This is a genomic window from Rhodopseudomonas sp. NSM, assembly GCF_052445935.1.
GTDB lineage: Bacteria > Pseudomonadota > Alphaproteobacteria > Rhizobiales > Xanthobacteraceae > Rhodopseudomonas.
The window spans coordinates 307,850-325,735 of the sequence record NZ_JBQTCH010000001.1 but is presented as its reverse complement, the minus strand read 5'-3'; the positions used below and the strand labels follow the sequence as shown (position 1 = coordinate 325,735).

At 64.8% G+C, this 17,886-nt stretch carries 14 protein-coding genes; 7 read left to right on the top strand and 7 right to left on the bottom strand.

Annotation, left to right across the window (positions count from 1 at the left end):
* Positions 1-31 precede the first annotated feature (31 nt).
* The gene (locus ACTZWT_RS01455) at positions 32-637 is read right to left on the bottom strand and encodes a LysR substrate-binding domain-containing protein (RefSeq protein WP_444767943.1); all 606 of its coding nucleotides are present in this window, start codon (positions 635-637) and stop codon (positions 32-34) included.
* A gap of 141 nt (positions 638-778) precedes the next feature.
* Positions 779-919: a LysR family transcriptional regulator gene (locus ACTZWT_RS01450; protein WP_444767942.1), complete on the bottom strand. Its 141-nt coding sequence runs from the start codon at positions 917-919 to the stop codon at positions 779-781.
* A 160-nt stretch (positions 920-1,079) separates the two neighbouring features.
* Between ACTZWT_RS01450 and phnA the strand changes: the two genes are divergently transcribed.
* Positions 1,080-2,345 (top strand): phosphonoacetate hydrolase, encoded by a 1,266-nt coding sequence (gene phnA, locus ACTZWT_RS01445; protein ID WP_444767941.1) that lies wholly within the window; start codon positions 1,080-1,082, stop codon positions 2,343-2,345.
* Between the two features lie 56 nt (positions 2,346-2,401).
* On the top strand, positions 2,402-3,382 hold the full coding sequence (gene pstS, locus ACTZWT_RS01440; RefSeq protein WP_444767940.1) for a phosphate ABC transporter substrate-binding protein PstS: 981 nt from the start codon (positions 2,402-2,404) through the stop codon (positions 3,380-3,382).
* Between the two features lie 116 nt (positions 3,383-3,498).
* Here pstS and hpnH read toward each other — a convergent pair whose 3' ends face one another.
* On the bottom strand, positions 3,499-4,647 hold the full coding sequence (gene hpnH, locus ACTZWT_RS01435; protein WP_444767939.1) for an adenosyl-hopene transferase HpnH: 1,149 nt from the start codon (positions 4,645-4,647) through the stop codon (positions 3,499-3,501).
* A gap of 55 nt (positions 4,648-4,702) precedes the next feature.
* Entirely contained in the window at positions 4,703-5,647 is a 945-nt protein-coding gene (ispH, locus tag ACTZWT_RS01430) for a 4-hydroxy-3-methylbut-2-enyl diphosphate reductase (protein WP_444767938.1), read from the bottom strand.
* Between the two features lie 298 nt (positions 5,648-5,945).
* Between ispH and hpnN the strand changes: the two genes are divergently transcribed.
* The 3 genes from hpnN (at position 5,946) to ACTZWT_RS01415 (ending at position 11,215) form a co-directional block, all read left to right on the top strand.
* Positions 5,946-8,552: a hopanoid transporter HpnN gene (gene hpnN, locus ACTZWT_RS01425; RefSeq protein WP_444767937.1), complete on the top strand. Its 2,607-nt coding sequence runs from the start codon at positions 5,946-5,948 to the stop codon at positions 8,550-8,552.
* 281 nt (positions 8,553-8,833) lie between these two features.
* Entirely contained in the window at positions 8,834-10,225 is a 1,392-nt protein-coding gene (hpnO, locus tag ACTZWT_RS01420; RefSeq protein WP_444767936.1) for an aminobacteriohopanetriol synthase HpnO, read from the top strand.
* A gap of 147 nt (positions 10,226-10,372) precedes the next feature.
* Positions 10,373-11,215, top strand: a complete 843-nt coding sequence (locus tag ACTZWT_RS01415; protein ID WP_444767935.1) for a universal stress protein — start codon at positions 10,373-10,375, stop codon at positions 11,213-11,215.
* 199 nt (positions 11,216-11,414) lie between these two features.
* Here ACTZWT_RS01415 and ACTZWT_RS01410 read toward each other — a convergent pair whose 3' ends face one another.
* On the bottom strand, positions 11,415-13,034 hold the full coding sequence (locus ACTZWT_RS01410) for a GMC family oxidoreductase (RefSeq protein WP_444767934.1): 1,620 nt from the start codon (positions 13,032-13,034) through the stop codon (positions 11,415-11,417).
* A gap of 148 nt (positions 13,035-13,182) precedes the next feature.
* On the opposite strand from ACTZWT_RS01410, the gene ACTZWT_RS01405 reads away from it, so the two are divergent.
* Complete coding sequence (locus ACTZWT_RS01405) at positions 13,183-14,355, top strand: M20 aminoacylase family protein (RefSeq protein ID WP_444767933.1); 1,173 nt, start codon at positions 13,183-13,185, stop codon at positions 14,353-14,355.
* 83 nt (positions 14,356-14,438) lie between these two features.
* Here ACTZWT_RS01405 and ACTZWT_RS01400 read toward each other — a convergent pair whose 3' ends face one another.
* Positions 14,439-15,419 carry a transporter gene (locus ACTZWT_RS01400; RefSeq protein WP_444768445.1) on the bottom strand — a complete coding sequence of 327 codons (981 nt, stop codon included), beginning with the start codon at positions 15,417-15,419 and terminating at the stop codon, positions 14,439-14,441.
* 300 nt (positions 15,420-15,719) lie between these two features.
* On the opposite strand from ACTZWT_RS01400, the gene ACTZWT_RS01395 reads away from it, so the two are divergent.
* On the top strand, positions 15,720-16,220 hold the full coding sequence (locus tag ACTZWT_RS01395) for a YciE/YciF ferroxidase family protein (RefSeq protein WP_444767932.1): 501 nt from the start codon (positions 15,720-15,722) through the stop codon (positions 16,218-16,220).
* A gap of 189 nt (positions 16,221-16,409) precedes the next feature.
* Here the strand turns inward: ACTZWT_RS01395 and ACTZWT_RS01390 are convergent, their stop codons facing one another.
* Positions 16,410-17,639: an ABC transporter substrate-binding protein gene (locus tag ACTZWT_RS01390; RefSeq protein ID WP_444767931.1), complete on the bottom strand. Its 1,230-nt coding sequence runs from the start codon at positions 17,637-17,639 to the stop codon at positions 16,410-16,412.
* Positions 17,640-17,886 lie beyond the last annotated feature (247 nt).

Below are 17,886 nucleotides of genomic sequence, written 5' to 3'. Positions count from 1 at the left end.
TCGCGAGTCGCTTTGGCGGGGGCGCCCGACGTCACCTCTTGATCTCGTCCCTGAGCCAATCGAGGAACCGGCGGAGATAGCGGGGATCCGCGCGCGACGTCGGGTGAGCGAAGTACTTCTCGCCCTTCACGACGAGGTCGGGAAAAGGGCAGACGAGGCGCCACTCCGGCTGGCCGGGGAAGATCTCCTTGGGCGCCACGATCGAGCCGAAGCCTTCGCGCACGGCATGCATCGCGACGAACATGTGGTCGAAACGGTGACCGCCTTCGAAAACATGGTCGCGCATGCCGGCGTTCTGAAGCCATGCTTCCCAGTGCCCCGGCCGGGTTGCTGACGTGATCAGGGGAAACGCCAGAAGATCCTCCGGCTTGTCGATGGGATTCTTCTGAAGAAGATCGACGCTGCAGACCGGCGTCAGATTCTCTTCAAACAGTGGCGTCGAGGCTTTCGAGTGGCCCCCGATCCTCTCGCTGCTGCCGCGCGTGATCAGGAGATCATGTGAGGAGACGTCCGGCGTTTGTCCGGTCATGCGCGTCGAAATCCACACTGACAGATCGGGATTCGCCGTCTCGAACCGTTTGAGCCGCGGCATCAGAAAATACATGGCGAAGGTCGACGGCGCCTCGACCGCCAGCACCGCCTTGCCGCGGCGGCGTCGGACTTCGTGGCAGGCGGCCTCGATATCGCGGAACGACTGGCTGAGTTGCTCCGCGAGGACCCTACCGTAGGGCGTGAGCGCCAGGCTGCGACCCTCGCGGGTGAAGACCTGCTGTCCCAGCTAGGCCTCCAGGAGACGCACCTGCTTGCTGACGGCGCCGTGGGTGACCCCGAGTTCTTCGGCGGCCGAACTCAAGCTGTCGCTGCGCGCCGCGACCGCAAACGCCCGAAGCGCGCTCAGCGGCAGTTCGCGTTCTTTCACCATGACCTCCGTGTGACAACAGACAACATCAGTGGCGCTTCATGTACGACTTATTCTCACACGATTGTAGGTTTTATTCGATCGATTCTCACATTCAGGCGGCCTACCTCCGGGCGCATCAGCCGGCCCAATTGCCGGCGCTCAGCACCGGGACGACACCATGACGAAACCTACTCAATCCGACAGGCCGCCGACTCCGATCGAGGCCAATGGGCGCAGCTACGCCGTGCCGCAAAGGCCTGTCGTCGTGATTTGTCTCGACGGTTTCGACCCCGACTATCTGCAGCGCGGGATTGCCGATGGCGTGTTGCCGACCATCGCCGCGTTCAGGTCGGCAGGCTATGTCGGCACGGCGCTGGCCACGGTGCCGACCACCACCAACACCAACAACACCTCGATCGTCACCGGCGTGTCCCCCGCCGTCCACGGCATCAACGGCAACTACTATCTCGACGCCGAGACCGGCGAAGAGATCATGGTGACGGACGCGAGGCGCCTGCGCTGCGGCACCATTCTCGGCGCCATGAGCAAGGCGGGCGTCAAGACCGCGGTGGTCACCGCCAAGGACAAGCTGCTGAAGGTGCTCGCCTACGAGATGGACGGCATCGCCTTCTCGTCCGAACACCCGAACGCCGCCGATCTCACCGCGCTCGGTTTCAAGAGCGGTGAAGACATGGTGGGCCGCGCCAAGCCGGATCAATATTCCGCCGACCTCTCGCTGTTCGCGCTGGACGCCGGCATCAAGCTGCTGGAGACGGCCCAGCCGGACCTGATGTATTTGTCGACGTCGGACTATGTGCAGCACAAATACCAGCCCGGTGAGGCGGAATCGAATGCCTTCCACGCCGCGGTCGACAGCCGCATCGCGCGCCTGATCGAGCTCGGCGCGACGGTCGCGCTGACCGCCGATCATGGCATGGCCGACAAATCGGATGAGGCTGGACAGCCGAACGTCATCTATCTCGAGGACGCGCTGAACGAAAAGTTCGGGGCCGGCACCGCGCGCGTGATCTGTCCGATCGCCGATCCGTTCGTTCGCCATCACGGCGCGCTCGGCGGCTTCGTCCGCGTCCATCTGCTGGGGCCCTGCGACGTCAAAGCCATGATGGCCTATGCGCGTTCGCTGCCCGGCATCGAACTGGTGCTCGATCGCGCCACGGTGTGCGAGCGCTACCAATTGCCGCCGGATCGCGAAGGTGACTTCGCGGTGTTCAGCGATCGCGCCACGGTGGTGGGGGCGCGGCGCCGAGACCACGATTTGTCGGCCCTCGGCAACCACCGCTTGCGCTCGCATGGCGGACTCGGCGAGCAGCGCGTGCCCTTCCTGGTGTCGCGCCCGCTCACGCGGAGCTACCGGGAACGCGCGGCGACCGGCGTGCTGCGCAACTACGACATCTTCGACTTCGCCCTCAACGGCGTCGAATAATCGCTTCATCGGCAGCTCAAAGGACAATGGACATGCGTGCACTTCGTATCGCCACGGTGGCGCTCGCCATCACCGCGGCCGGCCTCAGCGCCGGTCACACCGAGACGTCGGTGATGGGGACCGGGTCGGCCTTCGCCGCTCCGATCTACCTCAAATGGGCAGAACAACAGAGGTCGACCACGGGCCTGGCGATCAACTATCAACCGTCCGGATCCTCCGTCGGACAAATGCAGGTCCTGAAAGGCCTGACCGACTTCGGCGCGTCGGACGTCCCGATGGACGACGCCAAGCTGAAGGAGGGCGACATCCTGCAGTTTCCCACCGTCGCCGGCGGCTATGCGGTCGTGGTCAACATTCCTGGCGTTGCGCCCGGCCAACTCCGGCTGACGGCGCCGGTCCTGGCCGACATTTTCATGGGGCGCATTGCGTCGTGGGATGACAAACGGCTGGTGCAGCTCAATCCCGGTCTCGCCTTGCCCAAGCTGGCGATTTCGCTGCTCTATCATGCCGGCGGATCGGGCGGCACCTACGCAATCTCGCGCTACCTGTCCAAGACCAGCGACGCCTGGCGCGACAGGATGGGGATCGGCATGACCCTGAATTGGCCGGTCGGCGCCGGCGTCAAGGGTAGCTATGGCGCATCGTCGACGGTGCCGATGACCCCCGGCGGGATCGGCTATGCCGAACTGTCCTATGTGCTCGCCAACAATCTTGCGACCGTCCAGTTGCAGAACAAGGCGGGCCGTTTCGTGGTTCCGAACGGAGATAGTTTCGCGGCCGCCGCCGAGAATGGCGATTGGTCCGTGCCCAACTATGCCGTCGATCTCACCGATATGCCGGGCGACCAATCCTGGCCGATCGTCACCGCCACCTTTGCGCTGGTCCCCAGAAGCCCGGCCAAAGCCGCAACGTCGGGGGCGGCCCTGCAATTCTTCAAATGGGCCTGGGCGCATGGCGACGCCACGGCCCGGTCGATGCAGTTCGTTCCCCTGCCGAGCAAAGTCAAAGCTGATCTTGTGAAGACGCTGAGGAATTGAACCGCCGTCGTTGTTGACGCCGAACGCAGTTCCTCGGCGACTTCAACTGTCGACAGCCCAAACAAAAAAGCGCGGTAGCTTTTGCCACCGCGCTTTGATCGTGACCGGTCGCCCGGTTAGGCCGCGGTCGAGGTCTGACGCTTGTGTTCGGCGGCCTCGTCGCGGCGGATCTCCGACAGCGTCTTCTGGACCTGCTCGGTGAAGATGTACTGAGCCGGACGCTGCTTCGACAGGTCGATCTCGGGCGCCATCGGTCCCGAGGTCCGGATGCCGCGCAGCGCGACCCACGCCGCCTTCAGCGGGTTGCTCAGCGACGCCGTCGCAGCGGTCGGCTCGTAGCCGCAATGCGCCATGCAGTCGGCGCACTTTTCGTATTTGCCGGTGCCGTAGGAATCCCAGTCGGTAGTTTCCATCAGCTCCTTGAAGGTCTTGGTGTAGCCTTCGCCGAGCAGATAGCACGGCTTCTGCCAGCCGAAGATGTTGCGCGCGGGCATCCCCCACGGGGTGCACTCGAATTCCTGATTACCGGCGAGGAAGTCCAGGAACAGGCCGGAATGCATGAAGTTCCACTTCTTGCCCTTGCCGAGTTCGAACACCTTGCGAAACAGGTTCTTGGTGTTGGTGCGGTTCAGGAAGTGTTCCTGATCCGGCGCCCGCTCGTAGGCGTAGCCCGGTGACATCGAGACGCCGACGCCCAGCTCCGCGGTGAGGTCGAGGAACTTGGCGATCTCTTCGGCCGGATGGTTGTCGAAGATCGTCGCATTGACGTTGACGGTGAATCCCTTGGCCTTGGCCGCCTTGATCGCCTTCAGCGCGCGGTCGAACGTGCCGGGCTGCGACACCGCCTTGTCGTGGTGCTCCTTGAGGCCGTCGAGATGCACCGAGAAGAACAGATAGGGCGAGGGTTCGAACAGATGCAGCTTCTTCTCGAGCAGCAACGCGTTGGTGCACAGCGACACGAATTTCTTGCGCGCCACCAGGCCACGCACGATCTCGCCGATCTCGCGATGGATCAGCGGCTCACCGCCGGGGATCGCCACCATCGGCGCGCCGCATTCTTCGGCCGCGTCCCAGCATTCCTGTGCGCTCATGCGGCGATCCAGGATGGCGTCGGGATAGTCGATCTTGCCGCAGCCGACGCAGGCGAGGTTGCAGCGGAACAACGGCTCCAGCATCAGCACCAGCGGGTAGCGCTTGCGGCCCAGCAGCTTCTGCTTGAGCAGATAGCCGCCGATCACCAGCTCTTTGTGAAACGGTATTGCCATTACGTGTGCTTCTCTTTCGTACAGATCATCAAGATGCGGATCCGGCTTTTCAGGGTCAGGCCGTGGCCAGTTCCGCAGGTAGGACGAATTCGATGTTTTCCTCGCGGCCCGGCAGCACCGACACGGTGACCGGGACGATCCGGCGCAGCGCTTCGATCACATCGTCGACCAGCACTTCCGGGGCGGACGCGCCGGCGGTGATGCCCACCGCCTTTTTGCCTGCGAGCCATTCGGGGTTGAGCTCGCTGCCGTCCGAAATCAGATAACTCGGAATGCCGGCTTCGGTGCCGATTTCCCGGAGCCGGTTGGAGTTGGAACTGTTGTTGGCGCCGACCACCAGGATCAGATCGACCAGCTTGCTCATGGCCCGAACCGCAGACTGTCTGTTCTGCGTCGCATAGCAGATATCGCGCGTATCCGGGCCCTGGATATCCGAGAATCGCTTTGAAAGTGCCGCGATGATGTCCCGGGTGTCGTCGACGCTGAGCGTGGTCTGGGTGATGTAGGCGACCGGGGTGTCGGAGGGCAGCGTCAGCGCTGCGACGTCGTCGAGATTCTGCACCAGCAGCACCGGGCCGGGCACCTGGCCCATGGTGCCCTCGACCTCGGGGTGGCCGGCGTGGCCGATCAGGATCAGGGTGCGGCCCTTGGCGGTATAGCGCTTGCCCTGATTGTGGACCTTGGTGACCAGCGGGCAGGTGGCGTTGAGCACCGGCAGGCCGCGCGAAGCGGCCTCTTCCTCGATGCTGCGGGCGACGCCGTGGGCGCTGAACACGGTCACGGCCTTCGGCGGAACCTCGGAGAGCTCCTCCACGAAGATCGCGCCTTTCGCCTTCAGGCTCTCGACCACATATTTGTTGTGAACGATTTCATGCCGCACATAGACCGGCGGGCCGTACTTCTCCAGCGCGCGCTCGACGATCTCGATCGCGCGGACGACGCCGGCACAAAAACCACGGGGCTGGGCAAGAAAAACTTCGAGAGGGCGAACGTCAGACAAAGGGCACCACACTCATGATTGATCCGTCTCCTGACGCATTATGGGCAATTCCCGTACCATGATCTAGCTGGTATGAGGACACCCGCTAGAGCAAGGGTCGCAGGGTTCCCATGGGCGGCGTGCAAAACGCCCTTGGCAATCCAGCTCAGTGAGATTACTTCCGGCCACGACACCCCGCGGGCCTCATGGGTTATTTCGCAGTCTTTGGTCGCTGGAAGGCAGAAACCAGTTCGATCGACTCGATGCCCGGCGAAGCCGACGCATTCTAGGCAAGCCGGTAGCAATAGAAAGAGCAAATGTGCTGAAAAGTGCCATCGTTTCCGTTGTGAAAGCCAGCACCCGTTTTGCGTCTTTTACTGTGCTGATCGGCGTATTTCTCGCGATCGCCAGCGGCTTCTATACTTACCAGAACTTCGGGATCAACACCGATATCAATCATTTGATCTCGTCGGATCTCGATTGGCGAAAGCGCGATATTGCTTTCGAGAAGGCATTTGATCAGGAAAGATTGATCCTGGCGGTGGTCGAGGCCCCCACGCCGGAATTCGCGAACGCCGCAACGGCCGCCCTTACGGAAAAATTAGCGAGCAATCGCAAGAACTTCGACTCCGTCAAGCGGCTTGGGGGGGGCGAATTCTTCGATCGGAACGGGCTGCTGTTCCTGCCGACCGAGGAGGTCGCCAAGGTCACGGGCCAGTTCCAGTCGGCGGTTCCGCTGATCGAGATCATGGCCGGGGATCCGAGCATTCGCGGTCTCACCGCGGCCCTCGAGACCGGCCTGCTCGGCGTCAAGCGGGGGCAGATCACGCTCGACGGGACTGCCGCACCGTTCAACACGGTCAGTCAGACCGTCGAGGACGTCCTCGCCAAGCGCGCGGCGTTCTTTTCCTGGCGCGGTCTCAGCAGCCCCGAGCCGCTGACCGACGGCGACAAGCGGGCGTTCATCGAAGTGAAGCCGATTCTCGACTTCACCGAACTCGAGCCGGGGCGCGCCGCGACTGACGCGATCCGGGCGGCGGCGGCGGACCTCAAGCTGGAGCAGCAGTTCGGCGCCAGGGTGCGGCTGACCGGCCCGGTGCCGATCGCCAACGAGGAATTCTCCACCGTCAAGGAAGGCGCCGTCGTCAATGGCATCGGCACCGTCGCGGTGGTGCTGCTCATCCTGTGGCTGGCGCTGCACTCCTCGAAGATCATCTTCGCCGTGGCAGCCAACCTCTTCATCGGTCTGGCGATCACCACCGCGGTCGGCTTGATGCTGGTCGACACGCTCAATCTGCTGTCGATCGCCTTCGCGGTTCTGTTCGTCGGCCTCGGCGTCGATTTCGGCATTCAATTCAGCGTCCGCTATCGATCCGAGCGCCACAAGACCAACGACCTCGACAAGGCGCTGGCGCAGGCGGCGGAGTATTCCGCGGTGCCGCTGTCACTGGCCGCGATGTCGACGACCGCCGGCTTCCTGTCGTTTCTGCCGACCTCCTACAAGGGAATTTCCGAACTCGGCGAAATCGCCGGCGCCGGCATGGCGATCGCGTTCATCTCCAGCATCACGGTGCTGCCGGCGCTGATCAAGCTGCTCAATCCGCCCGGCGAGAAAGAGCCGCTGGGATACGCGTTTCTGGCGCCCGTCGATCGCTTCCTGGAAGTTCACCGCGTCAGCATCATCGCCGGCACGATCGGCGTCGCATTGGCCGGTCTGCCGCTGCTCTACTACATGCATTTCGACTTCAACCCGATCAATCTGCGCAGCCCGAAGGTGGAGTCGATCGCGACCTTCCTCGATCTGCGCAAGGATCCGAACACCGGTGCCAATGCCATCAATGTGTTGGCCCCGTCGGAACAGGCCGCCAGGGAGATCCAGGCCAAGCTGGCGAAGCTGCCCGAGGTGTCGCGGACGCTGTCGCTCGACACCTTCGTGCCCGACGACCAGCCGGCGAAGCTGAAGCTGATCGAGGCAGGCGCCAGGGTGCTGGAGCCGGCGCTGAATCCGGAACAGATCGATGCTCCGCCGACCGATCAGGAAAACATCGAGTCGCTGAAAAGCTCGGCGGAAGCGCTGCGCAGAACCGCCGGCGACGCCACCGGACCGGGCGCCGAGGCTGCCCGACGGCTCGCCACCGCGCTCGGCGCGCTCGCCGGCGTCGATCAGGCGACCCGCGACCAGGCGCAGGCGGTGTTCGTGACGCCGCTGAAGCTCGCCTTCAATCAGCTCCGCAGCCTGCTGCAGGCGCAGCCGGTGACGCTGGACAACCTGCCCCAGGACATCGTCTCGTCGTGGAAGACCAAGGACGGCCAGGTCCGCGTCGAAGTGCTGCCGAACGGCGATCCGAACGACAACGATACGCTGCGCAAATTCGCGGCGGCGGTGCTGCAGGCCGAGCCGACTGCGCTCGGCGGGCCGGTGTCGATCCTGAAGTCCGGCGACACCATCGTTGCCTCCTTCATCCAGGCCGGCCTTTGGGCGCTGCTGTCGATCTCGGTGCTGCTGTGGCTCGCGCTGCGGCGCATCTCGGACGTGCTGCTGACGCTGGTTCCGCTGCTGGTCGCGGGCGCGGTGACGCTGGAAATCTGTGCGCTGATCGGCTTGCCGCTCAATTTCGCCAACATCGTCGCGCTGCCGCTGCTGCTCGGCATCGGCGTCGCATTCAAGATCTACTATGTGGTTGCATGGCGCGCGGGTCGCACCAATCTGCTGCAATCGGCGCTGACGCGGGCGATCTTCTTCAGCGCGCTGACGACCGCAACCGCGTTCGGAAGCCTGTGGCTCTCGAGCCACCCCGGCACCGCCAGCATGGGCAAGCTGCTGGCGCTGTCGCTGCTGACGACGCTGGGCGCGGTGCTGTTGTTCCAGCCGGCGCTGATGGGCAAGCCGCGCCATATCGACGAGACCGGCGACACCGACCTCTGAGGCCAGCGAGGTCGCCTGCCGGTCCGAGGCCGGCGGGCCGCCGCGATTGACGCCGAACCATCGAGCATAAGTTCGGGAATCTGCCCTGCCGATGCGGGGCTGGCGCCCGGATGGTGGATCGGACTATACCGCTTGCGGGCAGGGTGTTGTGCCGGCGTTCATCTCGGCACTGCCACAGGTTTCGCGCGGGGGCTGTAAGCCTTTGCCGGGACGCACGGGTCAAAGCGACGCAACCCGCGTTTTGGGTTGACGACGCACTCAACAACCGACGTAAGTAGCCGATGCCATACCCTCAGATTGACGTCGCCGAGCTGTTCGCCGACCGCGAGTCGCAGCGCAGTGCAATGCATACGCGCCATCTCAACGAGCAGCTCGTGCGCGTGCTCAAGACGATCGGCTACGACGTCGGGTTCCAGAAGGGCAGCGGCCAGTATCTGTTCGATCGCGACGGCGCCCGCTATCTCGACCTGCTCAGCGGCTTCGGCGTGTTCGCACTCGGCCGCAATCATCCGGTGCTGCGCGACGCGCTGAAGAGCGTGCTCGACAGCGAGCTACCCAATCTGGTGCAGCTCGACGTCTCGACGCTGGCCGGCGTCCTCGCGGAGCGCCTGCTGGAACTGGTGCCGTATCTCGACAAGGTGTTCTTCGCCAATTCCGGCGCTGAGAGCGTCGAGGCGGCGATCAAGTTCGCGCGCGTGGCGACCGGCCGCACCGGCATCGTCAATTGCGATCACAGCTATCACGGCCTGACCTATGGTGCGCTGTCGCTGACCGACGACCAGAATTTTCAGGGCGGCTTCGGGCCGCTGCTGCCGGGCGTCACCACGATCCCGTTCAACGATCTCGCCGCGCTGGAGAAGGTGCTGTCGACCCGCGAGATCGCGGCCTTCATCGTCGAGCCGATCCAGGGCAAGGGCGTCAACATGCCCACCGACGAATTCCTGCCGGGCGCTGCCGCGCTGTGTAAACGCTACGGCACGATCTTCGTCGCCGACGAGATCCAGACCGGCATGGGCCGCACCGGCCGCTTCCTCGCGGTCGAGCACTGGAACGTCGAGCCCGACATGGTGCTGCTGTCGAAGGCGCTGTCGGGCGGCCATGTCCCGGTCGGCGCGGTACTCACGCGCAAGGCGATCTTCGACAAGATCTTCAACCGGATGGATCGTGCCGTGGTGCACGGCTCGACCTTCGCCAAGAACGATCTGGCGATGGCCGCCGGCATCGCGACGCTCGACGTGATCAAGCAGGAGAAGCTGATCGAGGCCGCCGCCAAGCGCGGCGCCGAGCTGCGGCTGGCGCTGACCCGCATGGTCCCGGGCTACGAGATGCTCAAGGAAGTCCGCGGCAAGGGGCTGATGATCGGCGTCGAGTTCGGTCCGCCGAAATCGCTGCGGCTCAAGGCGTCGTGGACCATGCTGGAGACCGCCAACAAGGGGCTGTTCTGTCAGCTCATCACCGTGCCGCTGTTCAGGGATCACAAGATCCTGACGCAGGTGGCCGGCCATGGCCTCCACACCATCAAGCTGCTGCCGCCGCTGACGATCACCGAGGACGACTGCAAGTGGATCGAGCGCGGTTTCGACGACACCATCGCCGCCAGCCACAAGGTCCCCGGCGCGATCTGGTCGCTGGGCAAGACGCTGGTCGACAACGCGGTGCGCAAGTCGGCGTGATCTGAAGCCCGCCCCCGCAGGTGGGCGCGTCAGGGCGCCGCATGCATGCGGCGCACAGCTTGACTTGAAGCAAGTCTCTCGCGACCTGTTGGGCTAATCTCGGCTCAGGCGTCGCGGGACGACCGGCCTCCAACAACGGCGAGCGGAATGTCACTCAGATCACTGGTCGTCTTCGTCGATCCGACGGCTGTCTGCGAGGCGCGGATTCGCTATGCCGCGCGGCTGGCCGTGCAGCACGGTGCGCATCTGATCGGTGCGTTCGTGATGCCGAACGCCTGGCAGAACGATCGCTCGAGCTCTTTCATTCAGGGCGGCGGCGCGATCCGGGAGATGCTGGAGCGTCACGGCCTCGCCGAACGCAAGGCGTTGTCCGACGCAAACCAACGCTTCGAGGCGCTGGCCGGGCGCGACTCGTCGTCATTCGAATTCCGCGTCATTCGCGACGACGAAGTCACCAATCTCGCGCAGTTGCACTGCATGCACACGGACCTCGTTCTGGTGGGCCACCCCGCGCCGGGCGGGCTGCCCTCGGCATGGTCGCCGGAGCGGATGCTGCTGTCGTCCGGGGTTCCGCATCTCATCATTCCGCAGGGCTGGCGCGATGGGCCGGTCGCGACCAACGTGCTGCTGGCCTGGAACGCGAGCCGCGAAGCGCGGCGCGCGATCACCGATTCGCTGCCGATCCTGCAAGCGGCGGCTTCCGTTGCCGTCGTCGTCGTCGATGCCGAGAAGAATCCGCTGCATGGACACGAACCCGGCGCCGGCATCGCGCATTTTCTCAGCCGTCACGGTGTGAAGGTGCGCGTCGAACAATTGCAGTCCAGGGGGAAGCCGGTCGTTGAGGTGATTCGCCGCTTCGCCGTCGACGATCAGTCGGACCTGATGGTGCTCGGCGCCTACAGCCATTCCCCGAAACGGGAATTGCTGTTCGGCGGCGTGACGCGGTCGTTGCTGAGCGAAGTGACGATCCCGACGCTGATCTCGCATTGAGGGAAGCGAGCGACCGCTCCCCCCGAGGCATTTCCGCGATCTCTGAGTCGTCATCCTGAGGTGCGCGCGTTTGCGCGCCTCGAAGGATGCGGACACGGGTGCAAGCGACTCATCCTTCGAGGCCGCCGCGAGAGCGGCGGCGCCTCAGGATGACGATCTGCCCGCGGTGCCCTCAGTCCCGCCGAACTCATCGTCGCGCTTACTTGCCATCCTCCACGATCATCGTCGCGCCTTTCTCGGCGATCATCGCGGTGGGCGTGTTGGTGTTGCCCGAGGTGATCGTCGGCATCACCGAGGCGTCCACGACGCGCAGGCCCGCGAGGCCGTGCAGCCGCAGCCGGTCGTCGACCACCGCCAAGGGATCACTGGCGAGGCCCATCTTGGCGGTGCCGACCGGATGGAAGATGGTGGTGCCGATGTCGCCGGCGGCCTTCGCCAGCGAGGCGTCGTCGTCGCCGACGGCGCGGCCGGGCAGATACTCCTCGGGTTGAAACCGCGCCAGCGACTTCTGCTGCATCAGCCGGCGCGTACAGCGGATCGCGTCGGCAGCGACGCGGCGGTCGTCGTCCGTCGTCAGATAATGCGGCGCGATCGAGGGCGCGGCGTCGAGCGCGGTCGACTTGATACGAACTTCGCCGCGCGAGGTCGGGCGCAAATTGCAGGCGCTGACGGTGATCGCCGGAAACCGATGCAGCGGGTCGCCGAATTTATCCAGAGACAATGGCTGGACGTGAAACTGGATGTTGGCGCGCTCCTGATGCGGGTCGGAGCGGGTGAAGATGCCGAGTTGCGACGGCGCCATCGTCAGCGGCCCGCGCCGGCGCAGCGCGTAGTCCATGCCCATCCAGGCGCGGCGCGGCAGCGAGTGATAGATCTCGTTCAGGGTGCGGCCGCCGCTGACGCGGTAGATCGCGCGCTGCTGCAGATGGTCCTGCAGGTTGCGGCCGATGCCGGGGCGATCGAGCACCGGGGCGATGCCGAGCGGCGTGAGCCATTCCGCCGGCCCGATGCCGGAACGCTGCAGCACCTGGACCGAGCCGATCGAGCCCGCGCACAGCACCACCTCGCGCCGCGCCCGCGCCTCGACCACGACGCCGCCCTGTAGGAAGCGGACGCCGACCGCACGGCCGTTCTCGACGATCACGCTGTCGGTGACGACGCTGGTTTCGAGCCGCAGGTTTTTCCGATGCAGCGCCGGCTTGAGAAAGCCGCGTGCCGACGACCAGCGCCGGCCGCGCTTCTGGTTGACGTGGAAGTATCCGACGCCCTCATTGTCGCCGGTGTTGAAATCGGCGCTGCGCGGGATGCCCATTTCGCCGGCGGCGTCGGCGACCGCGTCGAGGATCGGCCAGGACAGCCGCGCCGCCTCGATCCGCCAGCCGCCGCCGGCGCCGTGATGCTCGCTGTCGCCGAGGAAGTGGTCCTCGAGCCGGCGGAACACCTGGCGGACGTCGTCCCAGCCCCAGCCGCTCATGCCGAGCTGGCGCCAATGGTCGTAATCGGCCGCCTGGCCGCGCATCGAGATCATGGCGTTAATCGCCGACGAGCCGCCGATCACCTTGCCGCGCGGATAGGCCAAGGACCGGCCGTTGAGGCCCGGCTCCGGCTCGGTCATGAACATCCAGTCCGAGCGCGGATTGCCGATCGCGAACAGATAGCCGACCGGGATGTGAAACCAGATCCAGTTGTCGCGGCCGCCGGCTTCCAGCAGCAGGACCCGGCAATTCGGGTCGGCCGAGAGCCGGTTGGCGACGATGCAGCCGGCGGTGCCCGCGCCCACGACGATATAGTCGAATTCGCCCTCTATCCGCGCCGTCATCCGTTCCGTCCCGCTGCTGCATCCACGATTTCTTGATTGCGCAGACGCTTAGACCCACGCCGGGGCGCTGTACAGTTGCTGCGGAGCGGCAGGCCGGCTAGCCTGCCGTATCAGGATAATGAACCGCCCTTGGAGCCCCGTCAGCCAAATGCCCGTGATCAACCGCGTCGCCGACCTGCAACCCGACATCATGGCCTGGCGTCACGACCTGCATCAGCATCCCGAGCTGATGTATGACGTCGACCGCACCGCGGATTTCGTCGCCGAACGATTGCGCGAATTCGGCTGCGACGAGGTCGTGACCGGGCTCGGCCGCACCGGCGTGGTCGGCGTCATCCGGGGCCGCAAGCCGGCGAATGGCGGCGACCTCAAGGTGATCGGCCTGCGCGCCGACATGGACGCGCTGCCGATCGAGGAGGCGACAGGTCTGCCCTATGCCTCCAAGGTGCCCGGCAAGATGCACGCCTGCGGCCATGACGGCCACACCGCGATGTTGCTCGGCGCCGCGCGCTATCTCGCCGAGACCCGCAATTTCGCCGGCGATGTGGTGGTGATCTTCCAGCCGGCCGAGGAGGGCGGCGCCGGCGCCGCGGCGATGATCAAGGACGGTCTGATGGACCGCTTCGGCATCGAGCAGGTCTACGGCATGCACAATGGCCCCGGCATTCCGGTGGGCGCCTTCGCGATCAGCCCGGGGCCGATCATGGCGTCGACCGACGCGATCGACATCCGGATCGAGGGCGTCGGCGGCCATGCCGCCCGGCCGCATATGTGCGTCGATTCGGTGCTGGTCGGCGCGCAGCTGATCACCGCGCTGCAGTCGATCGTGTCGCGTACCATCGATCCGCTGGAATCGGCGGTGATCTCGATCTGCGAATTCCACGCCGGCAACGCCCGCAACGTCATTCCTCAGGTCGCGGAGCTGAAGGGGACGGTGCGGACGCTGACGGCCGAGGTTCGCGATCTGGTCGAGAAGCGGATTCATGAAGTCGCGGCGGGCGTCGCGCAGATGACCGGCGCGAAGATCGACATCGATTACGAGCGCGGCTACCCGGTGGTGGTCAACCACGCCGAGCAGACCACGGTGGCGCAGCGGGTCGCGCGCGACATCGCCGGCGAGACCAATGTGTTGTCGATGCCGCCGCTGATGGGCGCCGAGGACTTCGCCTACATGCTGGAAGCGCGGCCGGGCGCCTTCATCTTTCTCGGCAATGGCGACAGCGCCGGGCTGCATCACCCGGCCTATAACTTCAACGACGATGCCATCGTCTACGGCACCTCGTACTGGATCAAGCTGGTCGAGAGCCAGCTCGCGGCGTGACGCCGTAGTCGTAGCTCACTGCGGCCGTGCGATCGCGGGTCTCGATCCGTCGTGGTTCCGCGACGGACGGGAACATGCGCTGGCTACCTGATCAGGCCGATACGCTTCATGAACAGCCAGGCCCCGAACGACGACAGCGCCATCGCCAGCAGCGCCAGGATGAACCCGCCGTCGCCTTCGGCGAACGGCAGACCACGCAGGTTCATGCCGAACATGCCGCTGACCAGCGTCGGCGGCATCAGCAAGGCGGTGAGCATCGATAGCACCCGCAGGCTGCTGTTGCCTTGTTCCTCGATCTTCAGATGCAGTTCTTCCTGCAGCAGCCGGCTGCGTTCGCGCATCTCGACCACCGAATGGTCGAGCGCGTCGAGCCGCTGCGCCAGCTTGCCGGCGCGCGGCCGCAGCGACGGCTTGAGGGCGGCGCTGTCGTTGCGGTCGAACCGGTGCAGCACGATGCGCAGGCCGGACAGGTGACGGTGCAGCCGGACGCAGGTCCGCCGCACCCGCCCGAGCCCCTGGCGCAAATCGTCGGTGTCGTCCGACAGCAGCTTTTCCTCGATCCTGTCGAGCGTCTCGAAGACGTCGTCGGCGATCCTCTCCATCGCATCGGCGACATTGTGGACGATGATCTCGAACAGCGCCGCACAGCTCTCGACCCGATGTCCGCCTTCGAGCGTGCGCCGGGCGGTGTCGACCGCGCACAGCGCCTGATAGCGGCCCGTAATCAGCAGCCGTTCGGTCATCACGAAGCGCAGGAAGCCTGTATCCTCGGTGGCGTCGGCGATGTCGCGCATCAGATCGGCGATCACGCCGTAGACGCAGCCGTCGAGGCTGTGCATCTGCTGATAGGTGTCCTTGGACTGCAGCAGCGCCCGGGCCGGCGGAGGCAGTTCCATTTCGGCCAGCGATTGCTGTGAGCGCTTATCGGCGAGGTTGAAGTGCAGCCAGTGGCAACCGTCGGGCTCGAAGTCGAGCGGTGCGTCGTCCGGCAGCAATTGCGGGGTTCCGTCGGGACCGATCCTGAATCCCCATACCAGTCCGGGGATCGCTGCGCCGTGGCGCAGGGCATCCGTGGTGGTGGGCGACGGCGGCGTAGCGCGCTCGTCAGCACGCACCGGCCGGCCCTGATCGTGCCGCAGGCCCCGGCATGTGCCCGACGTCGACGGCGCCGCTCGCGGCGCAAGGGGCCGGGATGCGCATCGCCGTTCGGGATGTCTGGACGTCCATCGTAGCTGTCTCGCGTGACTAATTACCTTGCCGGACCGATTTGAAATCTGGATGACACCAGGCGATCGTCAGGAACAATCATTCGAAGGCCGCGTTGGGCGCAGGTCTGAGACCATGCACACCAACCGGAGACCACCATGGCTGCCGCCAAAGACAAGAATCTCAACGATCTCTTCCTCGACACCCTCAAGGACATCTACTACGCCGAAAAGCAGATTCTGAAGGCGCTGCCGAAGATGGCCAAGGCGGCCACCTCGGACAAGCTGCGTGCGGCGTTCGAGAAGCACGAAGGCGAGACCGAAGGCCAGATCGAGCGGCTGGAACAGATCTTCGAGCTGCTCGACAAGCCGGCGCGCGGCAAGACCTGCGACGCGATCATGGGCATCCTCGACGAGGGCAAGGAGATCATGAGCGAATACAAGGGCACCGAGGCGCTCGATGCCGGGCTGCTCGCCGCGGCGCAGGCCGTCGAGCACTACGAGATCTCGCGCTACGGCACGCTGAAGCAGTGGGCGACCCAGCTCGGCATGAAGGACGCCGCCAAGCTGCTCGACCAGACCCTGCAGCAGGAGAAGACCACCGACGTCACGCTGACCAAGCTCGCCGAGAGCGCCGTCAACCTCGCCGCGGCGGCCTGACGATTCGACCGAACAGGCCTTCGTCTGTTCGGTCGACCATTGAAATAACCACATCGTCATGGCCGGGCTCGTCCCGGCCATCCACGTTTTCTTTCGATGCACAGGCTGAAGACGTGGATGCCCGGCGCAAGGCCGGGCATGACAATGGTGTGGAACGTGCCTAAAGCACGAGCCTTGTGGATGAGGGGCTCAGCCGCCGACGTCGGCGCTGATCACGTCGCCGAACAGCTCCCACTTCTCGCCCTTGAACCGCATCAGTTGCAACTGGCTGATCGGCGCGAAGTCGGTCGCCGAGGTGTTGATCTTGATGCCGGGCAGCAGCGCTTCGGTCCGGAAGTCCTTCAGGCTCGCGGCCTGCTTCATGACGTTGGCGCGGGTGAGGTTGTCGCCGCTCTTCTTCAGCACCTCGACCAGGGTCTGCGCCACGCCGTAGCCGACGATGGTGCCGGCGTCGAGCTTGTTGCCCTCCGGAAACTCCTTGTCCATGAAGGCCAGGAACTCCTTCATGCCGGGGTCGTCCTTCCACTGCGGATCGGAGACGTCCTTCATGTAGGCGGCCGAGATGATGCCCTGCGCATTGTCGTAGCCGGCCGGCTTGATGACGCTGCCGACCGAGGCGGAGACGTTGTTCAGGAAGTGGGTCGGCTTCCAGCCGATCTCGGCCAGCTTCTTGATCGCCTGGGCGGCGAATTTCGGCGTGGTGATGTTGATGAAGACGTCGGCGCCGGTCGACTTCAGCTTGACGATCTGGTTGTCGATCGTCGGCGAGGAGACCTCGTAGCTCTCCTTCATCACGATCATCGAAGCGCCCTTGGCGCCCAGCCCGTCCTCGAGGCCCTTGAGATAGTCCTTGCCGTAATCGTCGTTCTGATACAGCACGGCGATCTTGGCGTTGGGCATCTCCTTCATGATGTATTTGGCGTAGATCTGGGTCTCGCTCTGGTAGTTGGGCTGCCAGCCCATCGTCCAGGGGAAATCCTTCGGATCGTTCCACTTGGTCGCGCCGGTGGCGACGAACAGTTGAGGCACCTTCTTGCTGTTCATGTATTTGTGGATCGCCGAATTCGGCGGCGTGCCGAGCGAGTTGAAGATCAGCAGCACCTCGTCGCTCTCGACCAGCTTGCGCGCCTGTTCGACGGTCTTCGGCGGCGAATAGGCGTCGTCGTAGGTGATGAAGTTGATCTTGCGGCCGTTGATGCCGCCCTTGTCGTTGATCATCTTGAAGTACGCGGCTTCGGTTCTGCCGATCACGCCGTAGGCGGAGGCGGGTCCGCTGTAGGGCATGATGTTGCCGATCTTGATCTCGGTGTCGCTGGCGCCGGTGTCGTATTTCTTCTGCGCGAGCGCGCCGCTCGAGGCTGCGAGTGTCACCGCGAGCGCAGCCGAGATGGCAGCCGCGTGCGAACGGAGTGAAGGCATTTCGGACTCCCTTTTCTTGATGTGTGATTGTTGTGTGTGATCGCGGAGCTCTTGGCGGCCCCTGCCTGCATTCAACACCTTTCGGCGGTTAGCAGCAAGGAAAAGCCCGGGCGAGAAAGCCGCAGGCAGGCTTGCTGCGCTGCGAAGTAACTGGCTGTGCGTGTTGCAGCGCGGGGCGAGGTTCGGCTTCTGGACAGCGCGTTCGCCTGCCGGCCGTCGTGGCGAGGCTGCGGCCCGGATGGGGCGG

What these genes read in the sequence shown, in the direction of transcription:
- ACTZWT_RS01415 (WP_444767935.1), top strand. Translation starts at nt 10,373, where the DNA reads ATGTCACTCAGATCACTGGTCGTCTTCGTCGATCCGACGGCTGTCTGC.
- hpnO (WP_444767936.1), top strand. Translation starts at nt 8,834, where the DNA reads ATGCCATACCCTCAGATTGACGTCGCCGAGCTGTTCGCCGACCGCGAG.
- phnA (WP_444767941.1), top strand. Translation starts at nt 1,080, where the DNA reads ATGACGAAACCTACTCAATCCGACAGGCCGCCGACTCCGATCGAGGCC.
- hpnH (WP_444767939.1), bottom strand. Translation starts at nt 4,647, where the DNA reads ATGGCAATACCGTTTCACAAAGAGCTGGTGATCGGCGGCTATCTGCTC.
- ACTZWT_RS01395 (WP_444767932.1), top strand. Translation starts at nt 15,720, where the DNA reads ATGGCTGCCGCCAAAGACAAGAATCTCAACGATCTCTTCCTCGACACC.
- ACTZWT_RS01405 (WP_444767933.1), top strand. Translation starts at nt 13,183, where the DNA reads ATGCCCGTGATCAACCGCGTCGCCGACCTGCAACCCGACATCATGGCC.
- ACTZWT_RS01410 (WP_444767934.1), bottom strand. Translation starts at nt 13,034, where the DNA reads ATGACGGCGCGGATAGAGGGCGAATTCGACTATATCGTCGTGGGCGCG.
- ACTZWT_RS01390 (WP_444767931.1), bottom strand. Translation starts at nt 17,639, where the DNA reads ATGCCTTCACTCCGTTCGCACGCGGCTGCCATCTCGGCTGCGCTCGCG.